24 protein-coding genes are annotated in these 24,770 nt (G+C 55.1%); 5 read left to right on the top strand and 19 right to left on the bottom strand.

The window, feature by feature from the left end:
* Window positions 1-53: 53 nt before the first annotated feature.
* The 3 genes from BBB56_RS10645 to BBB56_RS10635 all read left to right on the top strand — a co-directional run bounded on the left by BBB56_RS10645 (window position 54) and on the right by BBB56_RS10635 (window position 3,427).
* Complete coding sequence (locus BBB56_RS10645) at window positions 54-1,280, top strand: LysR substrate-binding domain-containing protein (RefSeq protein ID WP_123800932.1); 1,227 nt, start codon at window positions 54-56, stop codon at window positions 1,278-1,280.
* Between the two features lie 240 nt (window positions 1,281-1,520).
* A complete protein-coding gene (locus BBB56_RS10640; RefSeq protein ID WP_123800931.1) occupies window positions 1,521-2,906 on the top strand; it encodes an MFS transporter in 1,386 nt (461 codons plus the stop codon).
* Window positions 2,907-3,088: 182 nt separating this feature from the next.
* Window positions 3,089-3,427, top strand: coding sequence for a cupin domain-containing protein (locus tag BBB56_RS10635; protein WP_123800930.1), 339 nt, complete (start codon window positions 3,089-3,091; stop codon window positions 3,425-3,427).
* Between the two features lie 94 nt (window positions 3,428-3,521).
* Here the strand turns inward: BBB56_RS10635 and arnF are convergent, their stop codons facing one another.
* From arnF to pqiB, 19 genes are all read right to left on the bottom strand, one after another.
* Entirely contained in the window at window positions 3,522-3,890 is a 369-nt protein-coding gene (gene arnF, locus BBB56_RS10630; RefSeq protein WP_123800929.1) for a 4-amino-4-deoxy-L-arabinose-phosphoundecaprenol flippase subunit ArnF, read from the bottom strand.
* On the bottom strand, window positions 3,887-4,219 hold the full coding sequence (gene arnE / locus BBB56_RS10625; protein ID WP_123800928.1) for a 4-amino-4-deoxy-L-arabinose-phosphoundecaprenol flippase subunit ArnE: 333 nt from the start codon (window positions 4,217-4,219) through the stop codon (window positions 3,887-3,889). Before arnE ends, arnF begins: the two co-directional genes overlap by 4 nt.
* Window positions 4,216-5,877 (bottom strand): lipid IV(A) 4-amino-4-deoxy-L-arabinosyltransferase, encoded by a 1,662-nt coding sequence (gene arnT / locus BBB56_RS10620; protein WP_123800927.1) that lies wholly within the window; start codon window positions 5,875-5,877, stop codon window positions 4,216-4,218. The genes arnE and arnT overlap by 4 nt, the downstream gene beginning before the upstream one ends.
* A 31-nt stretch (window positions 5,878-5,908) precedes the next feature.
* Window positions 5,909-6,793: a 4-deoxy-4-formamido-L-arabinose-phosphoundecaprenol deformylase gene (gene arnD, locus BBB56_RS10615; RefSeq protein WP_123800926.1), complete on the bottom strand. Its 885-nt coding sequence runs from the start codon at window positions 6,791-6,793 to the stop codon at window positions 5,909-5,911.
* Entirely contained in the window at window positions 6,790-8,769 is a 1,980-nt protein-coding gene (gene arnA / locus BBB56_RS10610) for a bifunctional UDP-4-amino-4-deoxy-L-arabinose formyltransferase/UDP-glucuronic acid oxidase ArnA (RefSeq protein WP_123800925.1), read from the bottom strand. The genes arnD and arnA overlap by 4 nt, the downstream gene beginning before the upstream one ends.
* Window positions 8,766-9,752, bottom strand: coding sequence for an undecaprenyl-phosphate 4-deoxy-4-formamido-L-arabinose transferase (gene arnC / locus BBB56_RS10605; RefSeq protein ID WP_123800924.1), 987 nt, complete (start codon window positions 9,750-9,752; stop codon window positions 8,766-8,768). Before arnC ends, arnA begins: the two co-directional genes overlap by 4 nt.
* Window position 9,753: 1 nt before the next feature.
* Complete coding sequence (gene arnB, locus BBB56_RS10600; protein WP_123800923.1) at window positions 9,754-10,890, bottom strand: UDP-4-amino-4-deoxy-L-arabinose aminotransferase; 1,137 nt, start codon at window positions 10,888-10,890, stop codon at window positions 9,754-9,756.
* Window positions 10,891-11,790: 900 nt separating this feature from the next.
* Complete coding sequence (fetB, locus tag BBB56_RS10595) at window positions 11,791-12,552, bottom strand: iron efflux ABC transporter permease subunit FetB (RefSeq protein ID WP_123800922.1); 762 nt, start codon at window positions 12,550-12,552, stop codon at window positions 11,791-11,793.
* Window positions 12,539-13,207, bottom strand: a complete 669-nt coding sequence (gene fetA, locus BBB56_RS10590) for an iron efflux ABC transporter ATP-binding subunit FetA (RefSeq protein WP_123800921.1) — start codon at window positions 13,205-13,207, stop codon at window positions 12,539-12,541. The genes fetB and fetA overlap by 14 nt, the downstream gene beginning before the upstream one ends.
* A 731-nt stretch (window positions 13,208-13,938) precedes the next feature.
* Entirely contained in the window at window positions 13,939-14,340 is a 402-nt protein-coding gene (gene mchS3, locus BBB56_RS10585; protein ID WP_123800920.1) for an MchS3 family protein, read from the bottom strand.
* 409 nt (window positions 14,341-14,749) lie between these two features.
* Window positions 14,750-15,421 (bottom strand): DUF1989 domain-containing protein, encoded by a 672-nt coding sequence (locus tag BBB56_RS10580; RefSeq protein WP_123800919.1) that lies wholly within the window; start codon window positions 15,419-15,421, stop codon window positions 14,750-14,752.
* A gap of 13 nt (window positions 15,422-15,434) precedes the next feature.
* Window positions 15,435-16,100: an amino acid ABC transporter permease gene (locus BBB56_RS10575; RefSeq protein WP_123800918.1), complete on the bottom strand. Its 666-nt coding sequence runs from the start codon at window positions 16,098-16,100 to the stop codon at window positions 15,435-15,437.
* Complete coding sequence (locus BBB56_RS10570; RefSeq protein ID WP_123800917.1) at window positions 16,100-16,750, bottom strand: amino acid ABC transporter permease; 651 nt, start codon at window positions 16,748-16,750, stop codon at window positions 16,100-16,102. The genes BBB56_RS10575 and BBB56_RS10570 overlap by 1 nt, the downstream gene beginning before the upstream one ends.
* Before the next feature lie 3 nt (window positions 16,751-16,753).
* Complete coding sequence (locus BBB56_RS10565) at window positions 16,754-17,401, bottom strand: urea carboxylase-associated family protein (RefSeq protein ID WP_123800916.1); 648 nt, start codon at window positions 17,399-17,401, stop codon at window positions 16,754-16,756.
* Complete coding sequence (locus BBB56_RS10560; RefSeq protein ID WP_123800915.1) at window positions 17,385-18,017, bottom strand: DUF1989 domain-containing protein; 633 nt, start codon at window positions 18,015-18,017, stop codon at window positions 17,385-17,387. Before BBB56_RS10560 ends, BBB56_RS10565 begins: the two co-directional genes overlap by 17 nt.
* A gap of 2 nt (window positions 18,018-18,019) precedes the next feature.
* Window positions 18,020-18,856, bottom strand: a complete 837-nt coding sequence (locus tag BBB56_RS10555) for a transporter substrate-binding domain-containing protein (protein WP_123800914.1) — start codon at window positions 18,854-18,856, stop codon at window positions 18,020-18,022.
* A gap of 252 nt (window positions 18,857-19,108) precedes the next feature.
* Entirely contained in the window at window positions 19,109-19,960 is an 852-nt protein-coding gene (locus BBB56_RS10550) for a MurR/RpiR family transcriptional regulator (RefSeq protein ID WP_123800913.1), read from the bottom strand.
* Between the two features lie 156 nt (window positions 19,961-20,116).
* Entirely contained in the window at window positions 20,117-20,779 is a 663-nt protein-coding gene (locus BBB56_RS10545; RefSeq protein WP_123800912.1) for a MarC family NAAT transporter, read from the bottom strand.
* A 228-nt stretch (window positions 20,780-21,007) separates the two neighbouring features.
* Entirely contained in the window at window positions 21,008-22,660 is a 1,653-nt protein-coding gene (gene pqiB, locus BBB56_RS10540) for an intermembrane transport protein PqiB (RefSeq protein WP_123800911.1), read from the bottom strand.
* A 599-nt stretch (window positions 22,661-23,259) separates the two neighbouring features.
* Between pqiB and BBB56_RS10535 the strand changes: the two genes are divergently transcribed.
* Together BBB56_RS10535 and BBB56_RS10530 are read left to right on the top strand one after the other, a co-directional pair.
* Window positions 23,260-23,583 carry a DUF3302 domain-containing protein gene (locus BBB56_RS10535; RefSeq protein ID WP_123800910.1) on the top strand — a complete coding sequence of 108 codons (324 nt, stop codon included), beginning with the start codon at window positions 23,260-23,262 and terminating at the stop codon, window positions 23,581-23,583.
* Between the two features lie 4 nt (window positions 23,584-23,587).
* Complete coding sequence (locus BBB56_RS10530) at window positions 23,588-24,724, top strand: HlyD family secretion protein (RefSeq protein ID WP_123800909.1); 1,137 nt, start codon at window positions 23,588-23,590, stop codon at window positions 24,722-24,724.
* Window positions 24,725-24,770: the final 46 nt, after the last annotated feature.

The following is a 24,770-nucleotide window of genomic DNA, read 5'->3' as shown; positions in this document are numbered from 1 at the left end:
GCTATGATTTTTATTTATGTTGTGATTCACCCTCCAGAATTTTCACTGCGGCAATGAAAAAAAAACCACAAGACTATCTTATTAAAATCATGCAAATACGTGCGTTTTGCATGATTGCGGAACGTGGCACCGTCTCCGATGCCGCAGACAAATTGTTTCGCACGCAGTCAGCCATCACGCGCTCAATCCGTGATCTCGAGCTCACTTTAGCGACGCCGCTGTTTGAACGGCACTCAACCGGCATGCTGCTGACGGAGATGGGGAAATGTGTCTTGCCGCGCGCGCAGCGGGCTATTCAGGAGCTGCATCATATCCCTGTGTTGCTTAACAAGCTGAAGCAGCGTGACAGCCTGCGCGAAGAAGCGGAACCTGTCTGGCTGTTTAACCTGAGACGGTTGCAAATATTTCTCGCGCTGGGTCGTTTTCACCACACGCAGAGCGTGGCGGTTTCGCTGGGTATCAGTCAGCCCGCTGTCAGCGCGGCATTAAAAGTGCTGGAAAAGGGAGCGGGCCTGGCGCTTTTTCAGCGCACGCCGAAAGGCATGATGCCAACGCCAGCCGGACGAGAGATCGCGCCATTTATTAGCCGGGCGCTGAATGAAATCCGCCATATCCCGGAAGATCTTGCCGCGCAGCAAGGCATACTGACCGGCACCGTGCACGTCGGCGCCCTGCCGCTGTGCCGCAGCAGCCTGCTGCCGCAGGCGATTACGCAGCTGGTTACGCGCTACCCAGGCGTCAAGGTGGTCACCAACGAAAGCGTTTTCAGCGCGTTGGTTTCCGAACTGCGAGCCGGCGACATCGATTTTATTCTCGGCGCGCTGCGTCACAACGACGCCGTTCCGGATATTCAAAATCAGGTGCTGTTTGATGAAGAGTTAATTTTACTGGCGCGACCGCAGCATCCGCTGGCAGGTCGTCCGCTGACGCCCGACGATCTGGCGCAGACCCAGTGGATCCTGCCGCGTGAAAACAGCCCGGCCCGCTATTTGCTGGATCGCGCCTTTAGCGCGCTGGGCATGCCTGCGCCGCAGCCGGTGGTTGAAAGCGGCGATCTGGCTATCGTACGGGGCGTGCTGCTCCATTCTGATATGGTGGCGGCAGTCTCATCCCATCAGCTTGAATATGAACTGAAAGCCAGCATCCTGAGACCGCTCATGCTCAATTTGCCGAATACGCGCCGGGAAATTGGATTAACGTTCCGTCAGGGCGCGCTGCACTCACCCGCCACCAACGCGCTGCTGAAATGCATTGATGAGATCATGGCGAAAAAGGCCTAAACGAAATTCATACAATACCCTGCGTTACCAGGCGTCAGAACCGGCGGATGCTGGCATCTGACGCTTGTTTTTACCGCTGTTGCCTGTGTTAAACCCATCACAATATAAACGTAACTCATACCGCTAAAAGTCGTTTTAAACAGACAGGCGCGAACGCCGCGCATAACGTGTTAGCTGATTCTGACCTTCCTCTCACCACAACGATAGCTGCCGTATGCAGCACAGAAGAGAGCGTACCCAATGACAGCAAACAACCTGATCAATGTGAAAGCGTGGATTGATGCGCGGCCCGTTTCATCCTTCCAGTGGCGCGTGCTGGTGCTGTGCCTGATTATTATTATGTTCGACGGTTATGACGCAGCCGTAATGGGCTTTATCGCACCGGCGTTGATTGATCACTGGGGCATCAGCCGTTCTGCCATGGGGCCGATTCTGGGCGCAGCCATGTTTGGCGTCGCGTTAGGCGCGCTAATCGCCGGGCCATTGTCGGACCGGTATGGACGCAAGCGCGTAATTTTACTCTCCGTGCTTATCTTCTCCGCTTTCAGTCTCACCTGCGCCTGGGCAGGCTCCCCCACGCAGATGGCGCTTATGCGCTTTATTGCCGGATTAGGGCTGGGTGCGGTGATGCCGAACTGCGTGACGCTGCTCTCTGAATATATGCCTGAGCGGCGCAAAGGGGTGATGATCACGCTGATGTTCAGCGGCTTTAATATTGGTTCCGGGCTGGGCGGCTTTATCGCTGCCGGATTGCTGTCACATTATCACTGGCCCGCGGTGCTGATATTCGGGGGAGCGCTGCCGCTGCTTATGCTGCCGCTTATAGGCTGGCTGCTGCCGGAATCGGCGCTTAATCTGGTGGTGCGCAAAGCGCCCCGCGCGCAGATCGCCGCCCTGCTGAATCGCATGGGCGGGAATTTCACCTCCGAACATGCGTTTATCCTTAACTCTCCGGGCGTAAAGCGTAAAAGCACCATTGCGGAACTGTTTCGTCATGGCTTTGCGCGCGGCACCATTATTCTGTGGCTGACCTATTTTATGGGCCTGTTCGTTATCTATCTGCTGAACGGCTGGCTGCCCACCATTATGCGTTCAGGGGGCATCTCACTGGAACAGGCCGCCATTATCGCCGGGTTATTCCAGCTTGGCGGTCCGGTGGGCGGCATTATTGTCGGCGCACTGATGGACAAACTACGGGCGAAGTGGGTGATCGGCGTGGTCTATTTTATCGGTTGCGCCTGCCTTGTTACGCAGGGACTGGCTGGCCTGAGCGGCGTTGCGCTTGGCGTCATTATCTTTATTACGGGCATGTGCATTAACGGCGCGCAAAATGGCCTACAGGTCTATTCTCCCGCCTACTACCCGACCGAAATTCGCGCCACTGGCGTGAGCTGGATGCACGGTATCGGCCGCACCGGCGCGATCCTGAGTTCATCGCTCGGCGGCGTGTTAATGGGCGCCTTTCCGGGGCAGTCAGCTATCTTCTTTGTTCTTGCGCTGCCTGCGTTGTTCGCTGCGGTGAGTATTGTTTTACATCGCAATGTACAGCTGGATATGAAAATCAAAGGCGCTGGGCTGAGTGAGATCCCTGCCCTGTCGCAAAGCTTAAATAATCGCCAGGCGTAGAAAGGTGATGGCGGAGATAACAGGTCAACAGACGCGCGCGGCCTGTTATCTCTTACGCCTGCAATAACGCCACCCTGCTGCATAACCGACATGCGCATTTGCCGGAGTCGTTGCGAATTAATAACATCCTGAAGTATAACAACTCATGTCTTAAATTCGCGGAAAGAAACAGGTACGTATCAATGATTTCGAAGGCTAACGCAGAGCATTACCTGTGGGGAGATAAGTGTGATGGCTGGTACCTGGTGAATCGACAGGACATGCTGATTATTCACGAAAAGATGCCGCCCGGCACCTGTGAAAAGCGGCACTACCATTCCGTGTCGAGGCAGTTTTTTTTCGTTCTCAATGGCGCTCTGACCATGGAGCTGGACGGAAAAGCGCATCAGATCGGCGTACAGCAAGGCATTGAAATCCCCCCAGGCTTAAAGCATCAGGCCAGGAACGATACTGAGTCTGCGGTGGAGTTTCTCGTTATCTCGCACCCCACAACGCGTGGGGATCGTTCAGATGTGATTTAGTCAGTTAAAAACTATGCCGGATGTGCCAGATAAGGAAGGCGCATAACCACCTTATCCCGGTACCTTGCTCAGCCCGGTCGCCTGCCCAGATGCGCTAGCCCTTTTCTTTCTTTTGCGGCAGCGATACGCACGCTAACCCTGTAACAATCAGCACCACCCCGACAAAGCTGCTCCAGCGGAATGGCTCGCCAAATACGGGCAGCGAGACGGCGGCCAGCCACACCAGCACATAACTCAAACTCAGCAGCGGATAAAGCCGGTTAAGCGGCAGATAACGTAGCGCCAGCATCCAGCACAGCATGGATAACGCATAGGCGCAGAGTCCGGCCCCCAACAGCAGCAAAGGCTGAAGATGCTGAAGCAATTCCGCGACGGGCGGCAATTCCCGCATCGCCAGGCGCAGCATCAGCTGCGCCAGCGACACCAGCAGCACGCTGCACAGCGCGAGAATAGATCCTTTCACAGATGCGCCCCCATCAGCGCTACACCCGCCATAATCGCCAGGATGCCAGTCCACTGGCGTAGCGTGTAGGTTTCCTGCCAGATCAGCCGCGCAGCAACAGCGACCAGCACGAAGTTCAGACTGAGCATCGGGTAGGCCACGCTGACGGGAACCGTGCGCAATACCGCAAGCCACAGCAGCATTGCGACGCCGAGCAGCAGCAGGCTGAGCGCAATCCACATCATCAGCCGCTTCCTGCCGTGCCTGGCGCCCAGAAATGCCGCCTGCTTCTGGCACAGCTGGGCGGCGCAGCTTAGCAGGCTAACCAGCAGGATCAGTATCAGACTCATGGCGTCGCATTATAACCATACCAGACCAGACGCCCCTGGCGATAAGCCTCATCCGGCGGCGGCAGGCGCGGGTCAGGCGCGTTTTCACCTGAGTTAAGCAGTAACACCAGGGAAACTTTGCCCTGACGGCGATGTTCACTCAGCCAGTCGATAATATGTAAGGCATCAACATAGCGCGTGGCGGCGTCGGGATAACTCAGCCCATACTGCACCTCGCCTTTGGCGTCGTAGAACGTGATGTCGCTACGCTTTGTTTCCCATGCCACCGCAGCGGCAACACCGGGATTATCCGCCAGCAAATAGCGACTCTCAGTGAGTTTGTCGTGCACCACACTGACAAAAGGTTGCGGCTGCTTTGAATCGCGCACTTTTTGTGGGATGGCAAAGCCAACCAGCAGCGCTAACAACAGCGGACAGAGCGCCGCCAGCTGCCAGCGGTTGTTGCCCGGCTTCAGGCTGATCCAGCCCATCATGCCCCATCCGGTAAACGCCAGCGCGCCGCATAGCACGCGAAGCGTTTCATTACCGGCATACACCGGACGGTGCGCCAGCCCCCAGGGCGCGATAACCGCTAACAGGATCAGGGCGGCGGCTGAGCCAGACAGGAGATTAATCCAGCCGTTGATTTTGAACGCTTTACGCACCTGATCCGTTCCGCTACAGGCATAGTGAGCCATCAGCAGGGCTAACGGCGCAAAGCAGGGCAGGATATAGGTTAATAACTTGCCTCTGGCGATGCTGAAAAACAGCAGCGGCAGAAGTACCCAGCTGAGTAAATACACCGCGCCGGCGTGCTGGCTACGCTGACGCCACGCGCTCAGTAGCGAACCGGGCAGAAGCGCCAGCCAGGGTAAGCTGCCCGCAATCAGTACCGGAAGGTAGTACCAGAAAGGGGCTTTGTGCTGCGCATCGGCCTCAGCAAAACGCTGAATATGCTGAACCCAGAAGAAGTAGTGCCAGAAATCCCCCTCCTGCTGATTGATCGCCAGCGCCCAGGGGGCGCTGACCAGCACGGCGACAGCGAGGGTAACAGGTCCCCAGCGCAGCAGTTCGCCCAGGCGGCGATGCCATATCGCCCAGGGCGTAATCGCCAGTACCGGCACCGCCAGCGCAAGAAAGCCTTTGGTCATAAAGCCCATACCGCAGGCGACGCCAAGCAGCAGATAGCCGCACAAGCGCCTCGGCGTGCCAGCGGCCTCCACGGCCAGCCAGTAGCTGCACATTGCCGCCACCATCCACAGCAGCAGCATCGGGTCGAGCACCGCATAGGTGCCAATGCCATAGACCAGCAGCGTCGTCAGAAAAATGATGCTGGCCGTCAGCGCCGTTTTACTGCTGAAGAACATCTGTCTGCCGAGCCAGTAAATCAGCACGGCGCTCAGCATAGTGCACAACATAGCTCCGGCGCGTACGCCAAAGTTGCTGTGACCAAACAGCAGCTGACCAATATTATTCACCCAATAGCCAGCAACCGGCTTCTCGAAATAGCGTAAACCGAAGAAGTGCGGGACGACCCAGTTGCCGCTGGCCAGCATTTCACGGCTGATCTCGGCATAGCGGGTTTCATCGGGTTGCCATAATGGGCGAAACGCTATCGGTATCAGATAGTAGAGCGCGAAAAGCGCAACCAGCAGTGCGATTTTAGTTCCTGTACGCATCCGTAAGTCCTGTGAAAAAGTGCGGTAACCTTTATTTCTGACAGCCCAGCCAGCCTTCGCGTCCGGGAATATGGCCCCGCGCCACGCTGCCTGTGGGCAGCGCGGTCAGATCGTCGGGTAGTAGCTCACTTAAAGGGCAGAAGCGAATGTTCATCTGCGCCGCGCGCTTCAGCAAATCGGCAAACGCGGGCAAGCCCACAATGCCTTCCACCTCAGCGTGGATGGTATAAACCGGCGAGCCGGCGGCAGCCAGCATCTGCTCCAGGATAAAGTCATTGAACTCTTCAGCGCTTACCGTCTGACCCACCACTTCATCCCAGGTCGGCAGCGTGACGGGAATTTGCACCGTGCCCAGGCTACCGTCACTCAGCTTCGGCAGAAACGGCCCGGTGCCGCGGCAGTCGCTGTTGTAGCGAAAAGCAAACCGCTGTTTGGCATCTAACACGCGGCCATCGGCCCGCCAGCCTGCTACGGCGGAACAGACCACCTTTTCGCCGGTAATGGCTTCCAGCCGCTGTTTACCGCGCGCGATCTGTGCAAGCAGCGTCTCTTCTGGCCATACGCCCGCCCAGGTTTGCCAGGCAAAATGATCCCAGGCGTGCAGGCCAACTTCATGGTGATCGGCCGTGGCGCTGATCACCTCTTCCAGGCCTCGCCCGATGTCGCGCCCCGGCCATGCGGTGCCCGCCAGCAGAATATCCCAGCCATAGAGCGATGCCGCGCGCGAGCGCAGCATTTTCCACAGAAAGCGCGGCTTCAGCAGACGCCATAAATGGCGTCCCATATTGTCCGGTCCGACGCTGAAGAAGAAGCTGGCCTGTAACTGATGCAGACTGAACAGCTCCAGCAATGCCGGCACGCCAAGTTTGGTTCCACGCCAGGTATCGACATCCACGCGTAAACCAATTTTCTTCATGACGTTTCCTGTTGCTCTACGGTACGCAAGAAGAAATCCAGCGTATTATCAATGGTGACATCCATATCGACACCGGGCGTCCAGCCCAGCAGGCGACGCGCGTTTTTGATCGACGGCTTACGGTGCTCTACGTCCTGATACCCTTTGCCGTAATAGCTACTGCTCTCTACCTCGCGGAAACCGGCAAAAGGCGGGAACCTGTCGCGTAGCGGATGGCGCTCAAAACTCGCCAGCAGCCGCTCCGCCAGCTCTTTGATACTGGCTTCGTTCTCCGGGTTGCCGATATTGATGATCTGTCCGTCGCAGTTCTGGTTTTTGTTCTCGATAATGCGAAACAGCGCTTCGATGCCATCACGGATATCCGTAAAGCAGCGTTTTTGCGCCCCGCCGTCGATCAGCTTGACAGGAGACCCTTCCACCAGGTTGAGGATCAGCTGGGTAATAGCGCGCGAGCTACCAATGCGCGCGGCGTTAAGGTTATCCAGACGTGGCCCCATCCAGTTAAACGGACGGAACAGCGTGAAGCGCAGCTGCTCTTTCTCGCCGTAGGCCCAGATCACGCGGTCCAGCAGCTGTTTGGAGACCGAGTAGATCCAGCGCTGCTTGTTGATCGGTCCCACCACCAGATTAGAGTGGTCTTCATCGAACTGCTTATCGGCGCACATGCCGTACACTTCTGAGGTTGACGGAAAAATAATGCGCTTTTTGTACTTCACGCAGTCGCGGATGATCTTCAGGTTCTCTTCGAAGTCGAGCTCAAACACGCGCAGCGGATTGCGGGTATATTCGATAGGCGTGGCGATCGCCACCAGCGGCAATACCACATCGCATTTCTTGATGTGATACTCGATCCACTCCGAGTGGATGCTGATGTCGCCCTCTACAAAGTGGAATCGCGGCTGGTCGAGGAAACGGCTAATGGCATCAGAGCCGATGTCCAGGCCATAAACCTCGAAGTTATCGTCCTGAAGCAGACGCTCGGTAAGATGGTTGCCAATAAAGCCGTTCACGCCGAGGATTAACACGCGGGTGCGTCGCTTCACCGCCGCAACGGGCTGAGAATAGAGCAGCGCGCCCGGCACCATGCCCAGGCTCTGCGCCAGCTGACTGCCGTTCATGTAGACGCCGTTATCGCTCTGGCCGGTGATCACTTCCAGCGCGCCTTTGCCGCAGGCGATCAGGAAAGGCTCGACCGAGAGTACCGTGCCCGGTACGGCGGCGGGCGCATCGGCGTGCACACGTCCTTTCCACACGGTAAATTTCACCGTACCGGCAAAGGCGAATGCGCCCGGCCACGGATGAGTCACCGCACGCACCAGATTATTGATCTGCTGCGCAGGATGCTCCCACTGAATACGCCCGTCTTCAGCCGTTCGACGACCGACAACCGTCGCCTTAGCATGATCCTGAGGCGTCGCCGCGACCCGGCCCTCTTTCATGGGGGGCAAGGTATCCTGAAGTAACTGCGTCGCACAGGCGACCAGCTTGCGGTGCAGCGTCAGCGCGTCATCCTGGTTTTCAATCGCTACCCGCTGCTGCGCCACAATATCGCCGGCATCGGCGCGTTTTACCATACGGTGCAGCGTCACGCCGGTTTCGGTTTCCCCTTTCACCAGCACCCAGTTAAGCGGCGCGCGCCCCCGGTATTTTGGCAGAAGCGAACCGTGCAGGTTAAAGGCACCCAGCCGGGCGCTGTGGAGGATGCTGTCGTTCAGCAGCGCCCGATAATAGAACGAGAAAATATAATCAGGCGCCATCGCTTTAATGCGCTCCACCCACAGCGGGTGATTGACCTCTTCAGGCGCGTAGACGGGAATGCCCTGCTCTGCCGCCAGACGCGCAACGGAGTCAAAGAAGTGGCTCTCTGGCGCGGTGTCGGCGTGAGTAAAAATCGCGCTGATTTCAAAACCGGCGTTCAGCAGCGCGTTAATGCCGGCGCAGCCCATTTCGGCATAGGCGAAGACGATCGTTTTCATTGTTTAATTTCCTGTACTAAGGAGTCATCTTTCTGCGGGTGGATCACGCGCTGAATGAAGTAGCGGGGTCGGGCGCGGACGTCGTTATAGATACGGCCGATGTATTCGCCGAGCAGTCCCATGCCGATAAACTGCGCCCCGACGAAGATAAACAGCACAGCGAACAGCATGAAAACGCCGTCGCCCGCCCAGCTGGCGCCCAGGAACAGACGCAGCATCATCAGCACCAGCGAGAAGGCAAAGCCGGCCAGCGCAATCAGGCTGCCGACAATGCTCAGCAGACGTAAGGGCGTGGTGGTCAGGCAGGTCACCAGGTCATACATCAGGTTAATCAGCTTCATAAAGCTGTACTTCGAATCGCCGAACTCACGTTCGGCGTGCGCGACAGGCAACTCAATGGTGCGCCGCGCAAAAGTGTTAGCGAGGATGGGGATAAAGGTGCTGCGCTCGTGGCAGTGGAGCATGGCGTCCACAATATGGCGGCGATAGGCGCGCAGCATACAGCCATAGTCGCCCATGACCTTGCCGGTCACGCGCTGGATAAGCTGGTTGATGGCGCGCGAGGCGCGACGGCGGAACCAGCTGTCCTGCCGATTCTGGCGCACGGTGCCGACCACGTCGTAGCCCTGCTGTGCAGCCTTTACCAGCGCCGGGATCTCTTCTGGCGGATTTTGCAGGTCCGCATCCAGGGTGATAATCAGATCGCCGGTGACGTGGCTAAAACCCGCCATGATCGCCGAATGCTGGCCGTAGTTGCGATTAAGCAGTACGCCCACCACATGGCTGCCGGGCATATCAGCGGCGTCGGCGATCATCTGGCCGGAGCGATCCGAGCTGCCGTCATCGACCAGCAGAATTTCATACTTCAGGCCCAGCAGAGCGCAGGCCGCGTCGGTGCGCCGCACCAGCTCAGGCAAACTCTCCTCCTCGTTAAATACCGGGATAACCACGGAGACTTTCCGAATAGCCTTTTCTGTCTGCATCTTACTCTCCAGCGATATGACGCAACGCGCGAATCACGCGGGTCACGTCTTCATCGCGCATATCGGGAAATAGCGGTATTGAGCAAATGCGATCGCTGTTCCATTCCGTATTCGGCAGGGAAAGCTGCGGATAACGCTCGCGGTAATATTTGTGGGTGTGGGCGGCGCGGAAATGTAAGCCGGTGCCAATATCCTGCGCTTTCAGGGCTTCCATCAGCGCGTCGCGGCTGATGCCGCAGGCCGCCTCATCGACGCGGATAATAAACAGGTGCCATGCATGCTGGTGCGGCCATGCAGGCTGAGCCAGCGGCAGGTAGGGCGTATCGGCCAGCTCGCTCAGATAGCGTTGCGCAATCTCAGCCCGGCGCGCGTTAAAGGCAGGCAGCTTCTCAAGCTGCACCCGCGCAATCGCGGCGCTAATATCCGGCAGGTTGTACTTGAAACCCGGCGCGATCACTTCGGCCTGCGGCTTGCGGCCGTGGGTATGACGATCATAGGCGTCGACGCCCAGACCGTGGAATTTCAGGCTGCGCATGCGATCGGCAAGGTCTGCGTCGTCGGTGACGATCACTCCCCCTTCGGCGCAGGTCATGTTTTTGATGGCGTGGAAGGAGAAAATGGCGGTGCCGCGCTGGCCGACATGCTGCCCCTGGTAGTAACAACCCGCTGCGTGTGCCGCATCCTCAATCACGGGAATCGCGTGGCGCTCGCCGATCGCGCGAATCGCCGTGATGTCCGCAGGCGCACCGGCATAATGCACGGGAATGATGGCGCGGGTACGTGGCGTGATCGCCGCGTCGATCTGTTCTGGCGTAACCATCAGCGTATCGCGATCGACATCAATCATCACCGGCGTCGCACCCAGTAAGGTGATGATATTAATGGTGGAAACCCAGGTCAGAGACGGCGTGATAACCTCATCGCCGGGCTGGATATTCAGCGCCAGCAGAGTAACGTGCATACCCGCAGTGGCAGAACTGACGGCAATCGCATGCCGGTTACCGGTTAATTCACAAAAGGCCTGTTCAAGGGCTGCATTTTGCGGACCCGTGGTTATCCAGCCTGATTCGAACACTGCTTTAACTGCCGCCAGCTCTGCCTCGCCCAGCGAAGGACGGGAGAAGGGAATAAAGACCATAGTTAAATCCCGTTAATGGTTGTCTCATGGAAAATAGAGCTACTGCGATAAATAAACTGGCGCTTTAAAATCAGGGTTTCACATATAAAAGATTGAATCAAAAAGCATGTTAATAAACACTTTCATACCAGATGAAAAAAAACATCTTGCCGTGACTGGCCTGACTTAACGATGGAAGTTAACCCTCGAAGATTAACGAAACATTAAAGAGGAAAGCGGATACTTCAATGCAAATGTAATAAAGTATATTTGCTTTACCAGGCCATGTTGCATTCCCATCTACGGCTATCGCGCCACAAAACAGGGCAACATTATGAATTTACATAAAACTAATGCAGCCTTAATAAAAGATCCCTGCCCCGCTTATCCTGACATTCTGAAAGACGCATTCTCGCCCTGTTGATTGAGCCTGCATTGACAATAGCGCAGCGCCATTCCTCACCAAAGCAACCCTATGAATAAAATAACATTTATCAAAAAAGAGGGCGAAACCGTGGTAGAAGATGCGCAGACACACCTTGTGAATAATGAGCCATTATTTTGAAAAAAAGCGACGCCAGCGTCTTAAATTAGCGCGGCGTTAATCCCCTCACGCAGAGCGCCAATATTCACATGACAGAAACTAAACCAGAAACCAGCTTCAGGAAAAATGATATTCTGGCAGCCTCCTTACTGACCTTAAGAATCATCTAAAAGTAGATCCCCCCTCTGACAGCCTGTCAAGTCAAAACGAAAATTTTGTTCAATGTCAGCATCAAAAGCGAGACAATATTAAGGTTAAGAGAGAGGGTGAAATAGCACCAGGCATCTGTTGAGAAAATAGCAGTGGGGACACCCAGCCATCCTGATAAAAAAATAAAGGGACCTCTTTCTGGTCCCTTGATAAATATTCAATACGCTTCAGATTTTCAGTTGCACCCGTGAATTATAAAAGCGGCGGTAGGATAAATAGACGGCGATAATAGTCGAAAGGCTGGCGGTGCCGATAAGCATAAATGTCACCATAATCTGGTACTTAATTGCCTTGAGGGGATCGATACCGGCAAAGATCAATCCAGACATCATTCCAGGCAAACTTACCAGACCCACTGTTTTCGCGGCATCCACCGTGGGAATCATCGCCGAGCGGATGCTGTCGCGAATGATACGGCCTGAAGCCAGCTTTTCCGACGCGCCGAGGCTTAGCGCCTCCAGAATCCTCTGTCGGTTGTCGTTGAAGCGCTGATTCAGGTTACTGTAACACAGCCCCACCGCTACCATGGCGTTACCGGCGATCATGCCGGAAACAGGAATAACCTGCATGGGAAGAAATTCAATCGCCCCGCTGAGTATCAAAATGATAAGGGTCACCGCAGTACCACTGGCGATAGCGACAAAGGATATCAAAAAAGCATTATCAATATTGCCGCTGCGTTTACGTGCGTTAAGGGCCGCATTGACGCAGATAAACAGCACCATCAACACCGTCAACCAGCGGTTGTTGACTTCAAATATTGACTTTAAAACATACCCGACAATAATCAGCTGGATAATCGCGCGGCTTACGCTCCAGAGAATATCTTTCCCCATACCGAGCTTTTCTTTCTGGCTGATAAACAGCGCAATGGCCACCAGGCTCAGCGACATCAGTAGCGAGCTGTCAGTAATATTATGCTGATTCACTTCCCTTCCTCTTTTTCGGCGCCTCAAGACAGAGGACATTTGCCGCCTGCTGAATGTCATTGACATCATGGCTGACAGAGACGACGGCCACTTTCTCCTGCGCGACAAATCTGTTGATCAGAGAGAGCACAGCCAGCTTGTTCTCTTTATCCAGCGCGCTGGTGACCTCATCGAGCAGCAGGACCTTAGGGACAAATTGCAGATTACGCAGCAGTCCAATCCGCTGCTTTTCCCCGCCAGAAAGTTGTTCAATGGACTTATCCAGCATGTCCGGGGTCAGGTTGACGCTTGTCAGATCGGCGGCCAGCTTATCGCGCGGCGGTTTCTGCTGGCGCAGTTGCCAGGGCAGCGCCAGGTTGTCATATACCGTGTCGCCAAAGAGCTGAGGAGTCTGAAAGCAGTAAGAGACCTGTCGACGATAGTCTTCTGGTTTTAGCGTATTGATGTCGCGGTTTTCAAAGCGAATCTGTCCGGCCGTTGGCGTTAGCAGCGAAGCAAGAATTTTTAGCAGGGTGCTTTTACCACTGCCGGATGGACCCGTCAGTAAAATGTAATCCCCTGGATACACATGCAGAGACACCGGTTGCAGTAACAGGCTGTCCTGATATGAAAACGCCACGTCTTGCGCCTCAAGCAGGGGGATCGTTCTTTCCATTAAGTTTTCCTTCAGCTGTATTCCTGTCTGGAGCGCCTGTTTTTACAGGCTCCGGGGGCGGCAGAGTCTGACCGATTGAGTAAGAGTGATCGTGGCTATCGCTGCTGTGACAATAACGCCCGATGCCATTTCTCCAGCGCCCTCAGCGATATTGCATAAGCGGATGAAAACCACGGAGGATATCATCCCCAGCCTGAGTATGGAAAATCGCGAGCCGGTGGCCGGCGTTGCCAGCTGACCGCGCTGTGACCGGCTGGCGCTTGATATTATCAAATCGTTCAGCATGCAGATCCTGTGGTTTCGCATTTGTTTATGGCAGCGTTCGCCGCTGCGCCTGAATCTCTTCTGTCAGCGAGGCGCAGCGTCCCGGCTTGTTCCAGAGGGAGTTTATGCTAAATACCGATGATGCTGGTGACGGGCAGCAGCCAGGGCGTGACGCCGGAGGTGGGGAGCTGGACTATGATCGGGGGATTTTCCTGAAAACTAACCTTACCTCAGGAACGACGTTACCCTCTTTACACTGAGAATGTTGGCGGTTATTCGACTTTCGCGCTGTAAATGCCATAAAGAAAAATCGGGGTGAACAATGCTGTTACGTTGCTCGTCGCCACATTAGTAACCTGTTGATTATCAGACAAAAATCCGAAGATGCCGCAAGATTATCTCTTATCGCCACAACACAACAAACTCTCCCCTCTTTCTTTCACCTAAAACTTTTATGCCGCATTTTTTCATTTGCATCCATGCAATGTTATCCCGAAAAAAATATCTTTCAGCCTGTATTTACTGAGCACGTCACCCCTGAGAACACTAACAGCCTGCTTTGCGTAAGCGTCATCGAGATGTATTTTGTTCGTTGCCCCTTTTTCCCATAGTCCACAAGCCGCGTAGGCTTTGCTTGCGGGTGTAGAGTGAGGGGATGTCAGTATGTTTTCAAAGATCGTTATCGCATCGCTATCTTTTTTTATCTCTTCATATATCAACTGCTCGGGTAATTTTTTTGCCACAAATCCATTCAGACCAACAGAAAACACAGAGACCGACGCTAAATTATCAGCAGTGTATTTTTGTGATTGAAACGCAGATGAAAATATGAATAAAGAAGTAGCAATAAAACATGACATCCATTTCATCCTCATCCTCCTTTTTTTGCTGACGATGTCATTATCTTTATTTTATTTCTTTGACAAACATCATAAGAACTCATTGAACAGGCCGTCAGCCCTCTGATATAAATGTTATATGCCATTGTTTTTAATGAAAAAAACACACCAGAAACAGTGTTTTTTGTCAGCATTTCTATTCGCTGAAAGTATATACTGAAAATACGCGGCTATTTTAAACCCTGGAGACCAGAGTGCTTTTTCCGCCTCCCCCCAGAAGCGACGCTTTTCGTTAAGCCGCGTATTGCCTGACGCCGCCGGAATAAACACAATGCCAGGCGCCTGCGCCGCGTGTCTGTTGGCAGAAGCTGAGAGCCTGCCCGGATAAGGCGTCAACGACAAACCTGACGCTGACGCCTGGAGAAGCGGCCTGTGATAATCAGTCAGGAACCCAGGCGCCTTTCAGCGGCACCGCCGGGAAACCAGCGGTCAGAATACGCAACTCAGCATCGCGCGGCGTATTATCTCCCTGCCCCTGAATACTGACGATGTCCTGTGGGCAGGCTGAAAAGACGACAAAGCAATCCATCTCAGCGCGTAGCACGATGTAATCGCCAGGCCGGGTCACCACCGGCAGGGTTTTCAGCGTGATGCCGTCGGGCTGTACCTGAATGTTCATGAAAATATTAAACGACGCCAGATTACCGTGCGGCAGCTCAACCCCCAGCTCACGCATCCCTTCGAACAGGTTATCGTGGCAGTTGCGATGAAATGTCTTGCAGCCCAGCAGCTCATAGCGACGCGCATCGCACGCCGCCATAAAAGTGTCGTGCACGCCCGGCGACGTATCCGCGACCAGAGTCAGAATCGGATGGCGCTGGCTGGTAATAAAGCTGTCCCCAACCTTCGGATTCAGGCGCTGATTCCACACCCGTGTGGCCTCCATGCTCATATACTCGCTGATGTCTTGCGCGTTATAGGCCCAGCAATCCACAACCTGCGTGCCGTACAGGTTAATCACCTGAACCGCTTCGCCTCTGTTTAAACGCACCGCTTTGCCGTAGCGCGCAGGCAGGGTTATTACTTCACGATGCTGAAAATCAGCTGACATACTATTCTCCTGATTAATGCTGCACGCCGCGACGATAGCGCGTCATGCGGGATTCAAGGCTGCGTGCCAGCCAGTCGATAAAACTGTTGAGCAGCCAGTAACAGAGCGCCACAGCGAGGTAGATTTCGAGCGGTGCGTATGTTTCTGAAATCGCCTGTTTCGCGGCGTACATAAACTCCTGAACGGAAACAATCGACAGCAGCGCAGAGTCTTTGATCAGGCCGATCATCAGCCCAACCAGCGGCGACAGCATCTGCGGCAGCGTTTGCGGCAGCACCACATCGCGCAGCTGCTCACTGCGGCTCAGTCCCAGCACCCGGCACGCCTCCCACTGCCCTTTCGGCAGGGCGTCAATGGCGGCGCGAATGACCTGGGCGATGTAGGGCGCGTAGTAGAGCGTCAGCGCCAGTACGCCCACCACGGGCGACGACAGCGTGACGTTATATTCCGGCAGCACAAAATAGAGCAGATAGATCACCACCAGCAGCGGCAAAGCCAGCGTCAGGGCGCTGTAGAGATTGAGCAAGCGCAGCCAGAATGGCGTCGCGCGCATCAGCAGCAGCGCCATCAGCGCGCCCCACGCCAGCGAGCAGAGAGCCGCAACGAGACAGAGTTGCAGCGTCGCCAGCAGGCCATCGCCCAGTGAGGGTAAGGAAGTGAGAATTGCCCGCCAGTCCATTACGCTCCCCTCCTTTTCGCTTCAAGCCGCCGTGCGGCGGCAATCAGGGGCAGCGCGATAAGCAAATAGCCCGCCGCCACCAGCAGCAGCACCTGTGTCGCTTCATAGGTGCGCGCAATGACAATCTGTCCGGCATAGGTCAGTTCGGTCAGCGCGACGACCGACGCCAGCGGCGTGGTCTTCAGCAGAATGGTGAACTCGTTGACCAGCACGGGCAGACTGGCGCGCATCACCTGGGGATTGATCACATACCACCACGTCATCAGGCGGCTCAGACCCAGGGTGCGCGCGGCTTCGAGCTGCCCCCGCGTCACCAGCGAGCGGTTAACGCGCAAAATCTCCGCCACATAGGCGCCGCTGTTAAGCCCGATCGCGAGCACAGCGGCCAGCATCGGCTGACCGCCTAACCCCAGGCGCGGCAGGGTGAAAAACACCACAAACAGCTGCACGATAGCAGGCGTGCCGCGCATCAGGCTGACGTAGAGTCTACCGGCCGCGCGCCAGACCCAGGCCCGGCGCAGTTGCAGAAAACAGCCCAGCTGCCCCATGACCACGCTGACCAGCGACGCCAGTACGGTCAGTACCAGGGTCATCAGCAGGCCGTGTCCGAGTTCCGGCAGCGCGGCCACTACCTGTTGATCCAGCCCCATGCGTCACTCCGCGTTAAAGTCGTGCAGATTCTCCGCCACAGACAGGCGCAGCGGCGCAGGCCGATCGTTGCCTTCAATCCCGGTGTTGCAGGCAGAGACAATGAACTGCGTGTCCATCACCACGCGGCAGGTGATGCTGTCGCCCGCTCTGGTCAGGTTCGGCTCAGGCAGGATGTCGCCCGCTCGGGTCAGTCTGACGTGCATAAATAAATTAATCGGATCCGGGAGCTTTGGCACCGCCATTCCCAGTCGCGCCAGCTCGCCGCTCACCGCCTCCAGACAGCCTTCTCCCTGGTACCCTTTTTCCGCCAGAAAAGCCGTGGTTGAGGCAGGCAGCAGCAGGTCATGGCGCTTCACGCTGTCTTTGCCCAGCACCATCACGGGACGACGGCGGTTGTTCACCAGCCGCATGCCGGACCCCAGCAGATAGCTGTTGCTGAACACGCGCGTGTGATGCACTGACAGCCATACCCGCGGGTCAGCCAGGCTAAAGCCAAACAGCGACGCGACCGCCCCCTCGCCCAGCGCGGTAATACGCAGCAGCTGGCCGCGCAGCACCCTGACAGAGCCTGCGCAGCCAGGCTCAACCGTGACGGCGTCAGCCAGCGTACGCGGCGCATTTTCTTCATAGCCTTCACGCATTAACAGCATGATGGATCTCCTCAGCGTGAAAAACGTCGCTTACCACGATCGCGACAGGCGTAACCTGTAAACCGTTACCGGGAATAATGTCCTGCGGGCAGGACGAGACCGAACAAATCAGATCGCACAGCGCCTCAAACGTGATGCTGTCACCTGCCTGGCTGTGAGGATCGGTCACTTCCATACGGCCATCGGCCGTTACCGGGCCGTTCTGGAACAGATTGAAAGGTTCGGGCAGCGAGTAGTAGGTGACGCCAAATTCCTTCATCCCCTCCAGCAGGTTGTCTACGCAGTTACGGTGCCCCTCCACGCCAAAATCGACGCTGAAACGCGTGCGGTCGCAGGCGGGCACGTTGGCGTCGTGAATACCAATACTGTCGGCCAGGATACGCAGCATGGGACGGTTTTGACTCGACCAGAGCGCATCGCCTGGCTTGAAGAACAACGAACGCAGATGCTGGCGGGTATGCACCGGCGACAGTTTTTCGTTCAGATCATCGGCGTTAACCGCGACGAAATCGGCCGCCTGCTGCCCTTCACTGTCAATCACGGTAATAAACTGGCCCTTTCGCACGCGGAAGGTTTTGCCATGGCCCGCAGGCACCGTCAGGTTGCACTGGCACATAATTACTCCTGAGGAATGAAGTTGCTGGCGGGAACGGTAAAGGTGGTGCCGAGATACTGCTGTTGCAGTTTTTTCAGCTCGCCGGTTTTTTGCATCGCCAGAATATGATCGCTGATGGCTTTGTTCAGGCTGCCGTCTGCTTTGCGCGTTGCCCATCCCATCCACTGAGACGGACCGACTTCGCCCACCTGCGTCACTTTGTCCGCATATTTTTTCGCCACCGGAGCCAGCACGGCGATGTCGTCAAAAACGAAGTCAGCGCGTCTGTTCATCAGCGTGCTGACGGTCTGATCCAGAGAATCCACGCTGATGATCTCGATGGGTTTTTTGCCCTCTTTGTTCAGCTGCTCATTAAAGCCTTTCAGCAGCTGCTCCGGCACGCTGGCGGTTTTCACCGTGCCGCGCAGGCCAGACAGGCTGTCCGGACTCAGCGTTTTACCGCTGAAGTTTTCAGCGGTCTCTTTACGCACCAGCACCCCGTTGACGGTTTTGCTGTAAGGTACCGTGAACAGCACTTTTTTAGCGCGCTCAGCGGTGATGTTGAGAGAGGAGCCTTCGGCGTCGAACGAGCCGGAGATCAGGCCCGGCAAAATACCGCTGAAGGCGGTTTTCTGAAACGCCAGTTTCACGCCGAGGTCTCTGGCGAAGGACTGCATAATGGCAACGCTGTAGCCGGTGATCTCCCCCTTGTCGTCGGTGTATTCATAAGGAGGAAAGGTTGGATCGATGCCAACGGTCATTTTGCCGCTGCTCCTGATGTCGGCCAGGGTGTCGGCCTGCGCCTGCGCCATGGTGGCAAAGGAGAGAAGTGCGGCGATCAGCAGTGCTGTTTTTTTCATTGTGGTGTTTCCCTGGTGTTGGTGAAATGACTTTTTCTACTGAGCATATTTTGTGCCAGTTTTTTCATTCACTCGTTAGCGCGCGCGGGGAATCAGGGACTTTTATGTGTAGAATCATAAAGAAACAAACGTTTCTTTTATTTATTTTTTTATTTCTTAGATTTCATTCGCGGCGCAGCGCTTCGGGAAGGCGACAGGTGAACTGCGCTGTTTCAGGGCGTTTTCCGGCGCGGCGCGCGCCAGAATGGGGCACTATTCAAGTTCGTTGAGAGTCTGGTGCAGGGCTTCAACCTGTGCAAGGTAATCACTGCTGGTTTTGCCCATTTGTCGGGCCACCAGCGAACAGAGCAGATTGCACACGCCAGAGAGCGCGGCGGTGCTGTCGAAGAGTAAACTGCTGTCGGTATGGCAGCGTACCACCCAGCGTGCGTGACGCGCCGGTTTGCCAGAGAGCACATCCGCTATATAGAGCATGGGCACTTCACGCTCCGCCAGCGCGCTCATCGCCGCCTCCAGCGCAGGCATGCGGCGGCGCAGGCCAACGCAAATCACCACATCCTGTCGACTGGACGCGGCCAGATGCTCCGCCAGAGAATCTCCGGGGCGCGGCAACAGGCGGACATCAGGATGAATATGCACCAGGTCGCGATAAATGAGCTGAGCAATCGTCTGGCTGTGGCGCCAGCCCATGACGATAACTCGTCGAGCCTGGGCTATCGCGTTCACCGCCTGCTGTAACTGCTCGCTGTCCAGCGAGCGGTAGCTGTTGACCAGGTTAGCGATCTCTTTCTCCAGATGCTGCTGCATAATGCTGGCGAGCGGCGACGCTGTCGGCGCGGCTTGCAGATAAAGCGGCGAACCGCTGCTTTGCATGTCACGGGCCTGACGTCGCGCGGCTTCATAGCTTTCATAGCCCAGGTGGCGAAAGAAACGCGTCGTGGTGGCTTTAGAGACACCGGCGCTGCGCGCCAGCTCAGTCGCGGTGTTCATCGCCAGTTGACCTGGCGCAGCCAGCAGCACGTCAGCCAGTCGCTGTTCATGGCTGGAGAGCCGATCCCAGTGCTGTCGAATCCGACTCTCTAACGTTGCCGCCTTTGCGCTCATGGTGATTCCCTGAAAATAAAAAAAAACCATCCTGCACAGAGCGTGCCGGGTTGTCACCAGAAATTTTAACGGGAGGCTTTAGCGCTTTTTCAACAGGCTATGCGGGAATTAACGCGCAAGCGACGAGCATAGCCGGTAAAGGTTTCTTCTTTGCCGTCAGTAGAGGGAAATGATTTCACGGATACCGTTAATCATAAACTGCACCCCCATACACACCAACAGAAAGCCCATCAGGCGAGAAATCGCATCGATCCCGCTTTTCCCTATCATACGGATGATGGCCCCGGCGCTGCGAAGGCAGAGCCAGGTGATGAAACTGACCACGAGGAAGATCAAAGGCGGAGCAATCATCACCACCCATGCGGGAAAATCAATGCCCTGCTTCAGGGTCGCCGCCGAGCTAATCACCATTGCGATGGTGCCAGGTCCAGCCGTCGATGGCATTGCCAGCGGGACAAAAGCGATACTGGTGTCAGGTCTGCGAGCCAGCTCTTCGGATTTACTTTGCACTTCAGGCGGGTTTTGGTCTGCGGAGGAGGGAAAAAGCATTCTGAAACCAATGAACACAACAATCAGCCCACCGGCGATACGTAGACCCGGTATTGAGATACCAAAGGTATTCATCACCAGCTGACCGGCATACCAGGCCACCATCAAGATGATAAACACGCAGATCGATGTCGTTCTGGCCACCTGATTGCGCTCAGGCTGGTTCATTCCACTTCCCAGCCCTAAAAACAGCACTACCGTCGTCAGAGGGTTTGCCAGCGGAAGCAGCACTACCAGCCCTAACCCGATCGCTTTAATTAATTCCAGCATGATCCTGCCCCGCCATAAGTCATGATTCTGTGCCTGTCGCTTCCCTGGCAATAAGTCAAACAGCCTGTCATTCATTAAGCGCAGAATGTAAACGCCACTGATTTTTCACCGCCAGCCCGTTTTTGGGCGCTGCGTTATCCTGTCTGGTTTGACGCTGCCTCAGCGTCAAACCAGCGTCATTTTCTCCTGACGTGGTTACAAAAACATCTCGCTACACAATTAACCGCGCTATCGGCTTTCCTGCTTCGCCCTTACCGGCACAGGATCGTCTGCCCGTTTAGCGTCAATGATCAGCGCATTACTTTTGCCGTTGAGGGTGTTCAGCAGCGGCTGAAGCTCCTGAAGCACCCGATCGAGGCGCTGCATATCGCCGACCATTTTGTTATAGGCGGGCGAGCCTGGCTGTAAGCCCTTCATGCTGCGGTTTAGCTCCAGCAGGGTTCTTTGCGTCTCTTCGGGCAGCACTTTCATTGCCGGACTGGCGACAATCTGATTAACCTGCTTAAGCCCTTTTTGCAGGTCGCGCAAGGTACGTTGCCCCTCTCTCAGCGTGCCCGTTGCTTCGGTAAGCAAAGGAGTAAGCGGCAGCGTATTGATTTTATCCAGCGTGGCCACCAGCTTTTGTTGAATCTGGTTAAGACCGCTACGGGTTGTCGGGATAACCTTATAGCCCGCGACCTTGTCAGGGCCATTGTAAGGACCCATGTTGTCGTAAAAATCCACATCGACATAGAGCGAACCAGAGAGCAGATTGCCCGTTTTCAGCGTGGCCCTTAATCCGTGCTTTTTGCCCCGCTCAAGCCGCTGGTCCAGGTTAAAATCTTTGCCCATGCCGCTGATAAACCGCTCAGGCTCAATGCGAATAAGCACCGGCACATGATAGTGAGTATGAAAATCCTGCGTCACGCCGGGCAGGAAAAAAGGCACCTGCGCTACTGTGCCCAGCCGTATGCCGCGAAATTCAACCGGCGCGCCCGCCTGAAGGCCCCGCACCGAGTCGTCAAAGAACATCAGATAATCAACATGCTGGGTATAGCGTGAATTTTGAATGCTGCGCCGATCGTCATACAGGTGGTAGGTTGCTTTATTGCTGGCAAGCTGGCCCAGCTCCCACCCTTCCGGAACGTCAAAGCTTACGCCTCCGCTGAACAGAGTCGTCAGCGAGCCAACCTCTACCCGCATGCCTGCGGCTGACATATCGACAGCGATACCGCTATCCTTCCAGAAGCGCGCATTGGTGGTGACCAGCCGATCGTAAGGCGACGTGATAAACAGCTGATAACGCATCGTCCTTTTTGCCGCATCAAACTGACTGGTCTCCACCGTTCCTACGCGAAAGCCCCGGAACAGCACTGGACTGCCGGGCGTCAGCTGACCGGCCTGGTTACTGTCGAGAATGATCCGGATACCTTTTGCATCAGCGGGCGCCAGCGGCGGAGCATCCAGCAGCGCATACTCTGCGGGCCGTACGCCCTGAGCGCCTGGCTTTAATTCGATATACGCGCCCGACAACAAGGTTCCAAGCCCGGTCACGCCTTCGCGGCCGATCTGAGGCTTAACGACCCAAAAAACAGAGTCAGCGTGCAGCAATTTTTCCATCCCCGTATGCAGGCGGGCCTTAATCACCACGTGACGAAGGTCGTCCGTCAGTTCTGCGCTCTCCACCAGGCCGACCTCAATACTCCGGTTTTTTATAACTGTTTTTCCCGCCTCAATACCCTCGGCATTTTCAGTAACCAGTATTACCTGTGGTCCCTGATGGCTGTAATGATAAAACAATATCCATCCGCCAATAGCCAGCGTGACGAGCGGAATAATCCACACCGGCGACCAGCTTTTGATTTTTTCTATCTGCGTCTCACCTGGCTTGTTATCAGACAATGCCTGACCCCTTATATCAGCAGATTAATTGACGCCACTACATAATTGAAAAAAGCTGCTCGTTGCGCCGCGATATTCATTGTCATCGTCGTATTATAACTGAAAGAGAGAAATCGCCATGATGCCGACCTGCCTGATTAGTCATGTTAAAACACTAACAGGACCACGATAAAATAAGTGATCCCCTGACAACGAAACGGCCCGTTATAAAACCAAATAAAATTCAGCTACCTTTCCAGCGAGCCGGAAAAACCCCTGCCATGCAGACAGGACCTGACAAAACGAACCGTAAAAGTAAAACAAAGCCATGCGACAAAAAATATCGCGTTAATTATCAGAGTAATTATAATCACCCTCACTAATTAACGCCTCGCTTAATTTATCGTACCCTACTATAAAATGAGCCTAATAAAGACGTCTGACCAAATAAACCGGGGCCAGGTAAAACTGTAGCCACTATCACAAAAAGAAAGCTGATACGCCTTTAAGATTGTTCCCATTAAGCGGGAGAAAGTCCCCCACGAATGATTAAGTCCTCGTATCCCCTCGGCTACGGGTGCTATATTAACATCGTACATTCCAGTTTATAAGAGGCGAGTATGTTTCTTAACTACTTTGCGTTGGGTGTGCTGGTCTTCGTTTTTATCGTTATTTTTTATGGAATCATTATACTCCATGACATTCCTTATTTGATTGCGAAATCACGCAATCATCCTCATGCAGATGCTATTCATGTCGCAGGCTGGGTAAGCCTGTTTACGCTCCACGTAATATGGCCGTTTTTATGGATATGGGCCACGCTCTATCGACCTGAACGGGGCTGGGGAATGCAGACTCAGAATAATAATCTGGAACAACTGCAACAGCGCGTCGCGGAGCTTGAGCGAAAACAGGCCGGACTCAACACACCTTCGTCGGAGTAATAGCATGGATTTATTAATTATTCTGACCTACGTCGCGATAGCCTGGACTATTTTTAAAGTCTTCAAAATACCCGTCAATAAGTGGACCGTTCCCACGGCGGCGCTGGGCGGCGTTTTTATAGTTAGCGCGCTTATCCTGCTGATGAATTATAACCATCCCTATACGTCTCTGGCGCAGAAAGCAGTGGTCTCTGTGCCGATTACGCCGCAGGTAACCGGCGTTGTCGTGGAAGTCACGGCGAAACAGAACCAGCGAATTAAAAAGGGAGAAATGCTATTTCGCTTAGACCAGACGCGTTTTCAGGCGCGCGTTGATCGGCTACAGGCTGATCTGACGACGGCGGTTCATAATATTCAGTCTCTGAAAGGACAGCTGAGCGAGGCTATTGCTAACACAAGTCATGTTTCAGCGGAGCGGGACCGGTTATTTCAGGACTATCAGCGTTATTTACAAGGCAGCAAGGCAAAGGTAAATCCGTTCTCAGAACGCGATATTGATAATGCGCGCCAGGATTTTCTGGCGCAGGATGCGCTGGTAAAAGGCTCGCTGGCGCAACAGGAACAGATTAAAAGCCAGTTAAATAGCCTGGTCGGCGGCGAACAGTCTCAGATTGTCAGTCTGAGAGCGCAACTGGCGGAAGCCGAATATAATCTTGCTCAGACCGTGGTGCGCGCGCCAGATAACGGTTACGTCACTCAGGTCTTAATTCGCCCCGGCACTTACGCCGCGGCGCTGCCGCTGCGCCCGGTCATGATATTTATCCCTGAACAAAAACGGCAGATCGTGGCGCAGTTCAGACAAAATTCGCTGCTGCGCCTGAAGCAGGGCGACGAGGCTGAAGTGGTTTTCAATGCGCTGCCGGGACAGGTATTTTCAGGAAAACTGAGCAGCGTCCTTCCTGTAGTGCCGGGGGGAACCTACCAGGCACAGGGCACGCTTCAGTCGCTCAGCACGGCTTCGCCATCCGATGGGGTGCTGGCGGTGATCGAGCTGGCCCCGAACAAAGACGTTGATGCCTTACCGGACGGTATCTTTGCTCAGGTCGCTATTTATTCTGATCACTTCACGCATGTGTCTGTGATGCGCAAAGTTCTGCTGCGCATGACCAGCTGGGTGCATTATCTGTATCTTGATCACTGATGCCCTGTGCGGGCGGGTGGTAAGACGCTCTGACTGCAAATAAAAA

The sequence above is a fragment of the Candidatus Pantoea deserta genome (assembly GCF_003813865.1).
In the GTDB taxonomy this organism is placed as follows: Bacteria; Pseudomonadota; Gammaproteobacteria; order Enterobacterales; family Enterobacteriaceae; genus Pantoea; species Pantoea deserta.
This window is presented reverse-complemented; position numbering and strand designations above follow the sequence as displayed.

Bases quoted from the DNA above. Each gene is read 5' to 3' on its own strand.
- BBB56_RS10645 (WP_123800932.1), top strand. From the start codon at position 54: ATGAAAAAAAAACCACAAGACTATCTTATTAAAATCATGCAAATACGT.
- BBB56_RS10640 (WP_123800931.1), top strand. From the start codon at position 1,521: ATGACAGCAAACAACCTGATCAATGTGAAAGCGTGGATTGATGCGCGG.
- BBB56_RS10635 (WP_123800930.1), top strand. From the start codon at position 3,089: ATGATTTCGAAGGCTAACGCAGAGCATTACCTGTGGGGAGATAAGTGT.
- arnE (WP_123800928.1), bottom strand. From the start codon at position 4,219: ATGAGTCTGATACTGATCCTGCTGGTTAGCCTGCTAAGCTGCGCCGCC.
- arnT (WP_123800927.1), bottom strand. From the start codon at position 5,877: ATGCGTACAGGAACTAAAATCGCACTGCTGGTTGCGCTTTTCGCGCTC.
- arnD (WP_123800926.1), bottom strand. From the start codon at position 6,793: ATGAAGAAAATTGGTTTACGCGTGGATGTCGATACCTGGCGTGGAACC.
- arnA (WP_123800925.1), bottom strand. From the start codon at position 8,769: ATGAAAACGATCGTCTTCGCCTATGCCGAAATGGGCTGCGCCGGCATT.
- arnC (WP_123800924.1), bottom strand. From the start codon at position 9,752: ATGCAGACAGAAAAGGCTATTCGGAAAGTCTCCGTGGTTATCCCGGTA.
- arnB (WP_123800923.1), bottom strand. From the start codon at position 10,890: ATGGTCTTTATTCCCTTCTCCCGTCCTTCGCTGGGCGAGGCAGAGCTG.
- fetA (WP_123800921.1), bottom strand. From the start codon at position 13,207: ATGGAAAGAACGATCCCCCTGCTTGAGGCGCAAGACGTGGCGTTTTCA.
- mchS3 (WP_123800920.1), bottom strand. From the start codon at position 14,340: ATGAAATGGATGTCATGTTTTATTGCTACTTCTTTATTCATATTTTCA.
- BBB56_RS10580 (WP_123800919.1), bottom strand. From the start codon at position 15,421: ATGTCAGCTGATTTTCAGCATCGTGAAGTAATAACCCTGCCTGCGCGC.
- BBB56_RS10575 (WP_123800918.1), bottom strand. From the start codon at position 16,100: ATGGACTGGCGGGCAATTCTCACTTCCTTACCCTCACTGGGCGATGGC.
- BBB56_RS10570 (WP_123800917.1), bottom strand. From the start codon at position 16,750: ATGGGGCTGGATCAACAGGTAGTGGCCGCGCTGCCGGAACTCGGACAC.
- BBB56_RS10565 (WP_123800916.1), bottom strand. From the start codon at position 17,401: ATGCTGTTAATGCGTGAAGGCTATGAAGAAAATGCGCCGCGTACGCTG.
- BBB56_RS10560 (WP_123800915.1), bottom strand. From the start codon at position 18,017: ATGTGCCAGTGCAACCTGACGGTGCCTGCGGGCCATGGCAAAACCTTC.
- BBB56_RS10555 (WP_123800914.1), bottom strand. From the start codon at position 18,856: ATGAAAAAAACAGCACTGCTGATCGCCGCACTTCTCTCCTTTGCCACC.
- BBB56_RS10550 (WP_123800913.1), bottom strand. From the start codon at position 19,960: ATGAGCGCAAAGGCGGCAACGTTAGAGAGTCGGATTCGACAGCACTGG.
- BBB56_RS10545 (WP_123800912.1), bottom strand. From the start codon at position 20,779: ATGCTGGAATTAATTAAAGCGATCGGGTTAGGGCTGGTAGTGCTGCTT.
- BBB56_RS10535 (WP_123800910.1), top strand. From the start codon at position 23,260: ATGTTTCTTAACTACTTTGCGTTGGGTGTGCTGGTCTTCGTTTTTATC.
- BBB56_RS10530 (WP_123800909.1), top strand. From the start codon at position 23,588: ATGGATTTATTAATTATTCTGACCTACGTCGCGATAGCCTGGACTATT.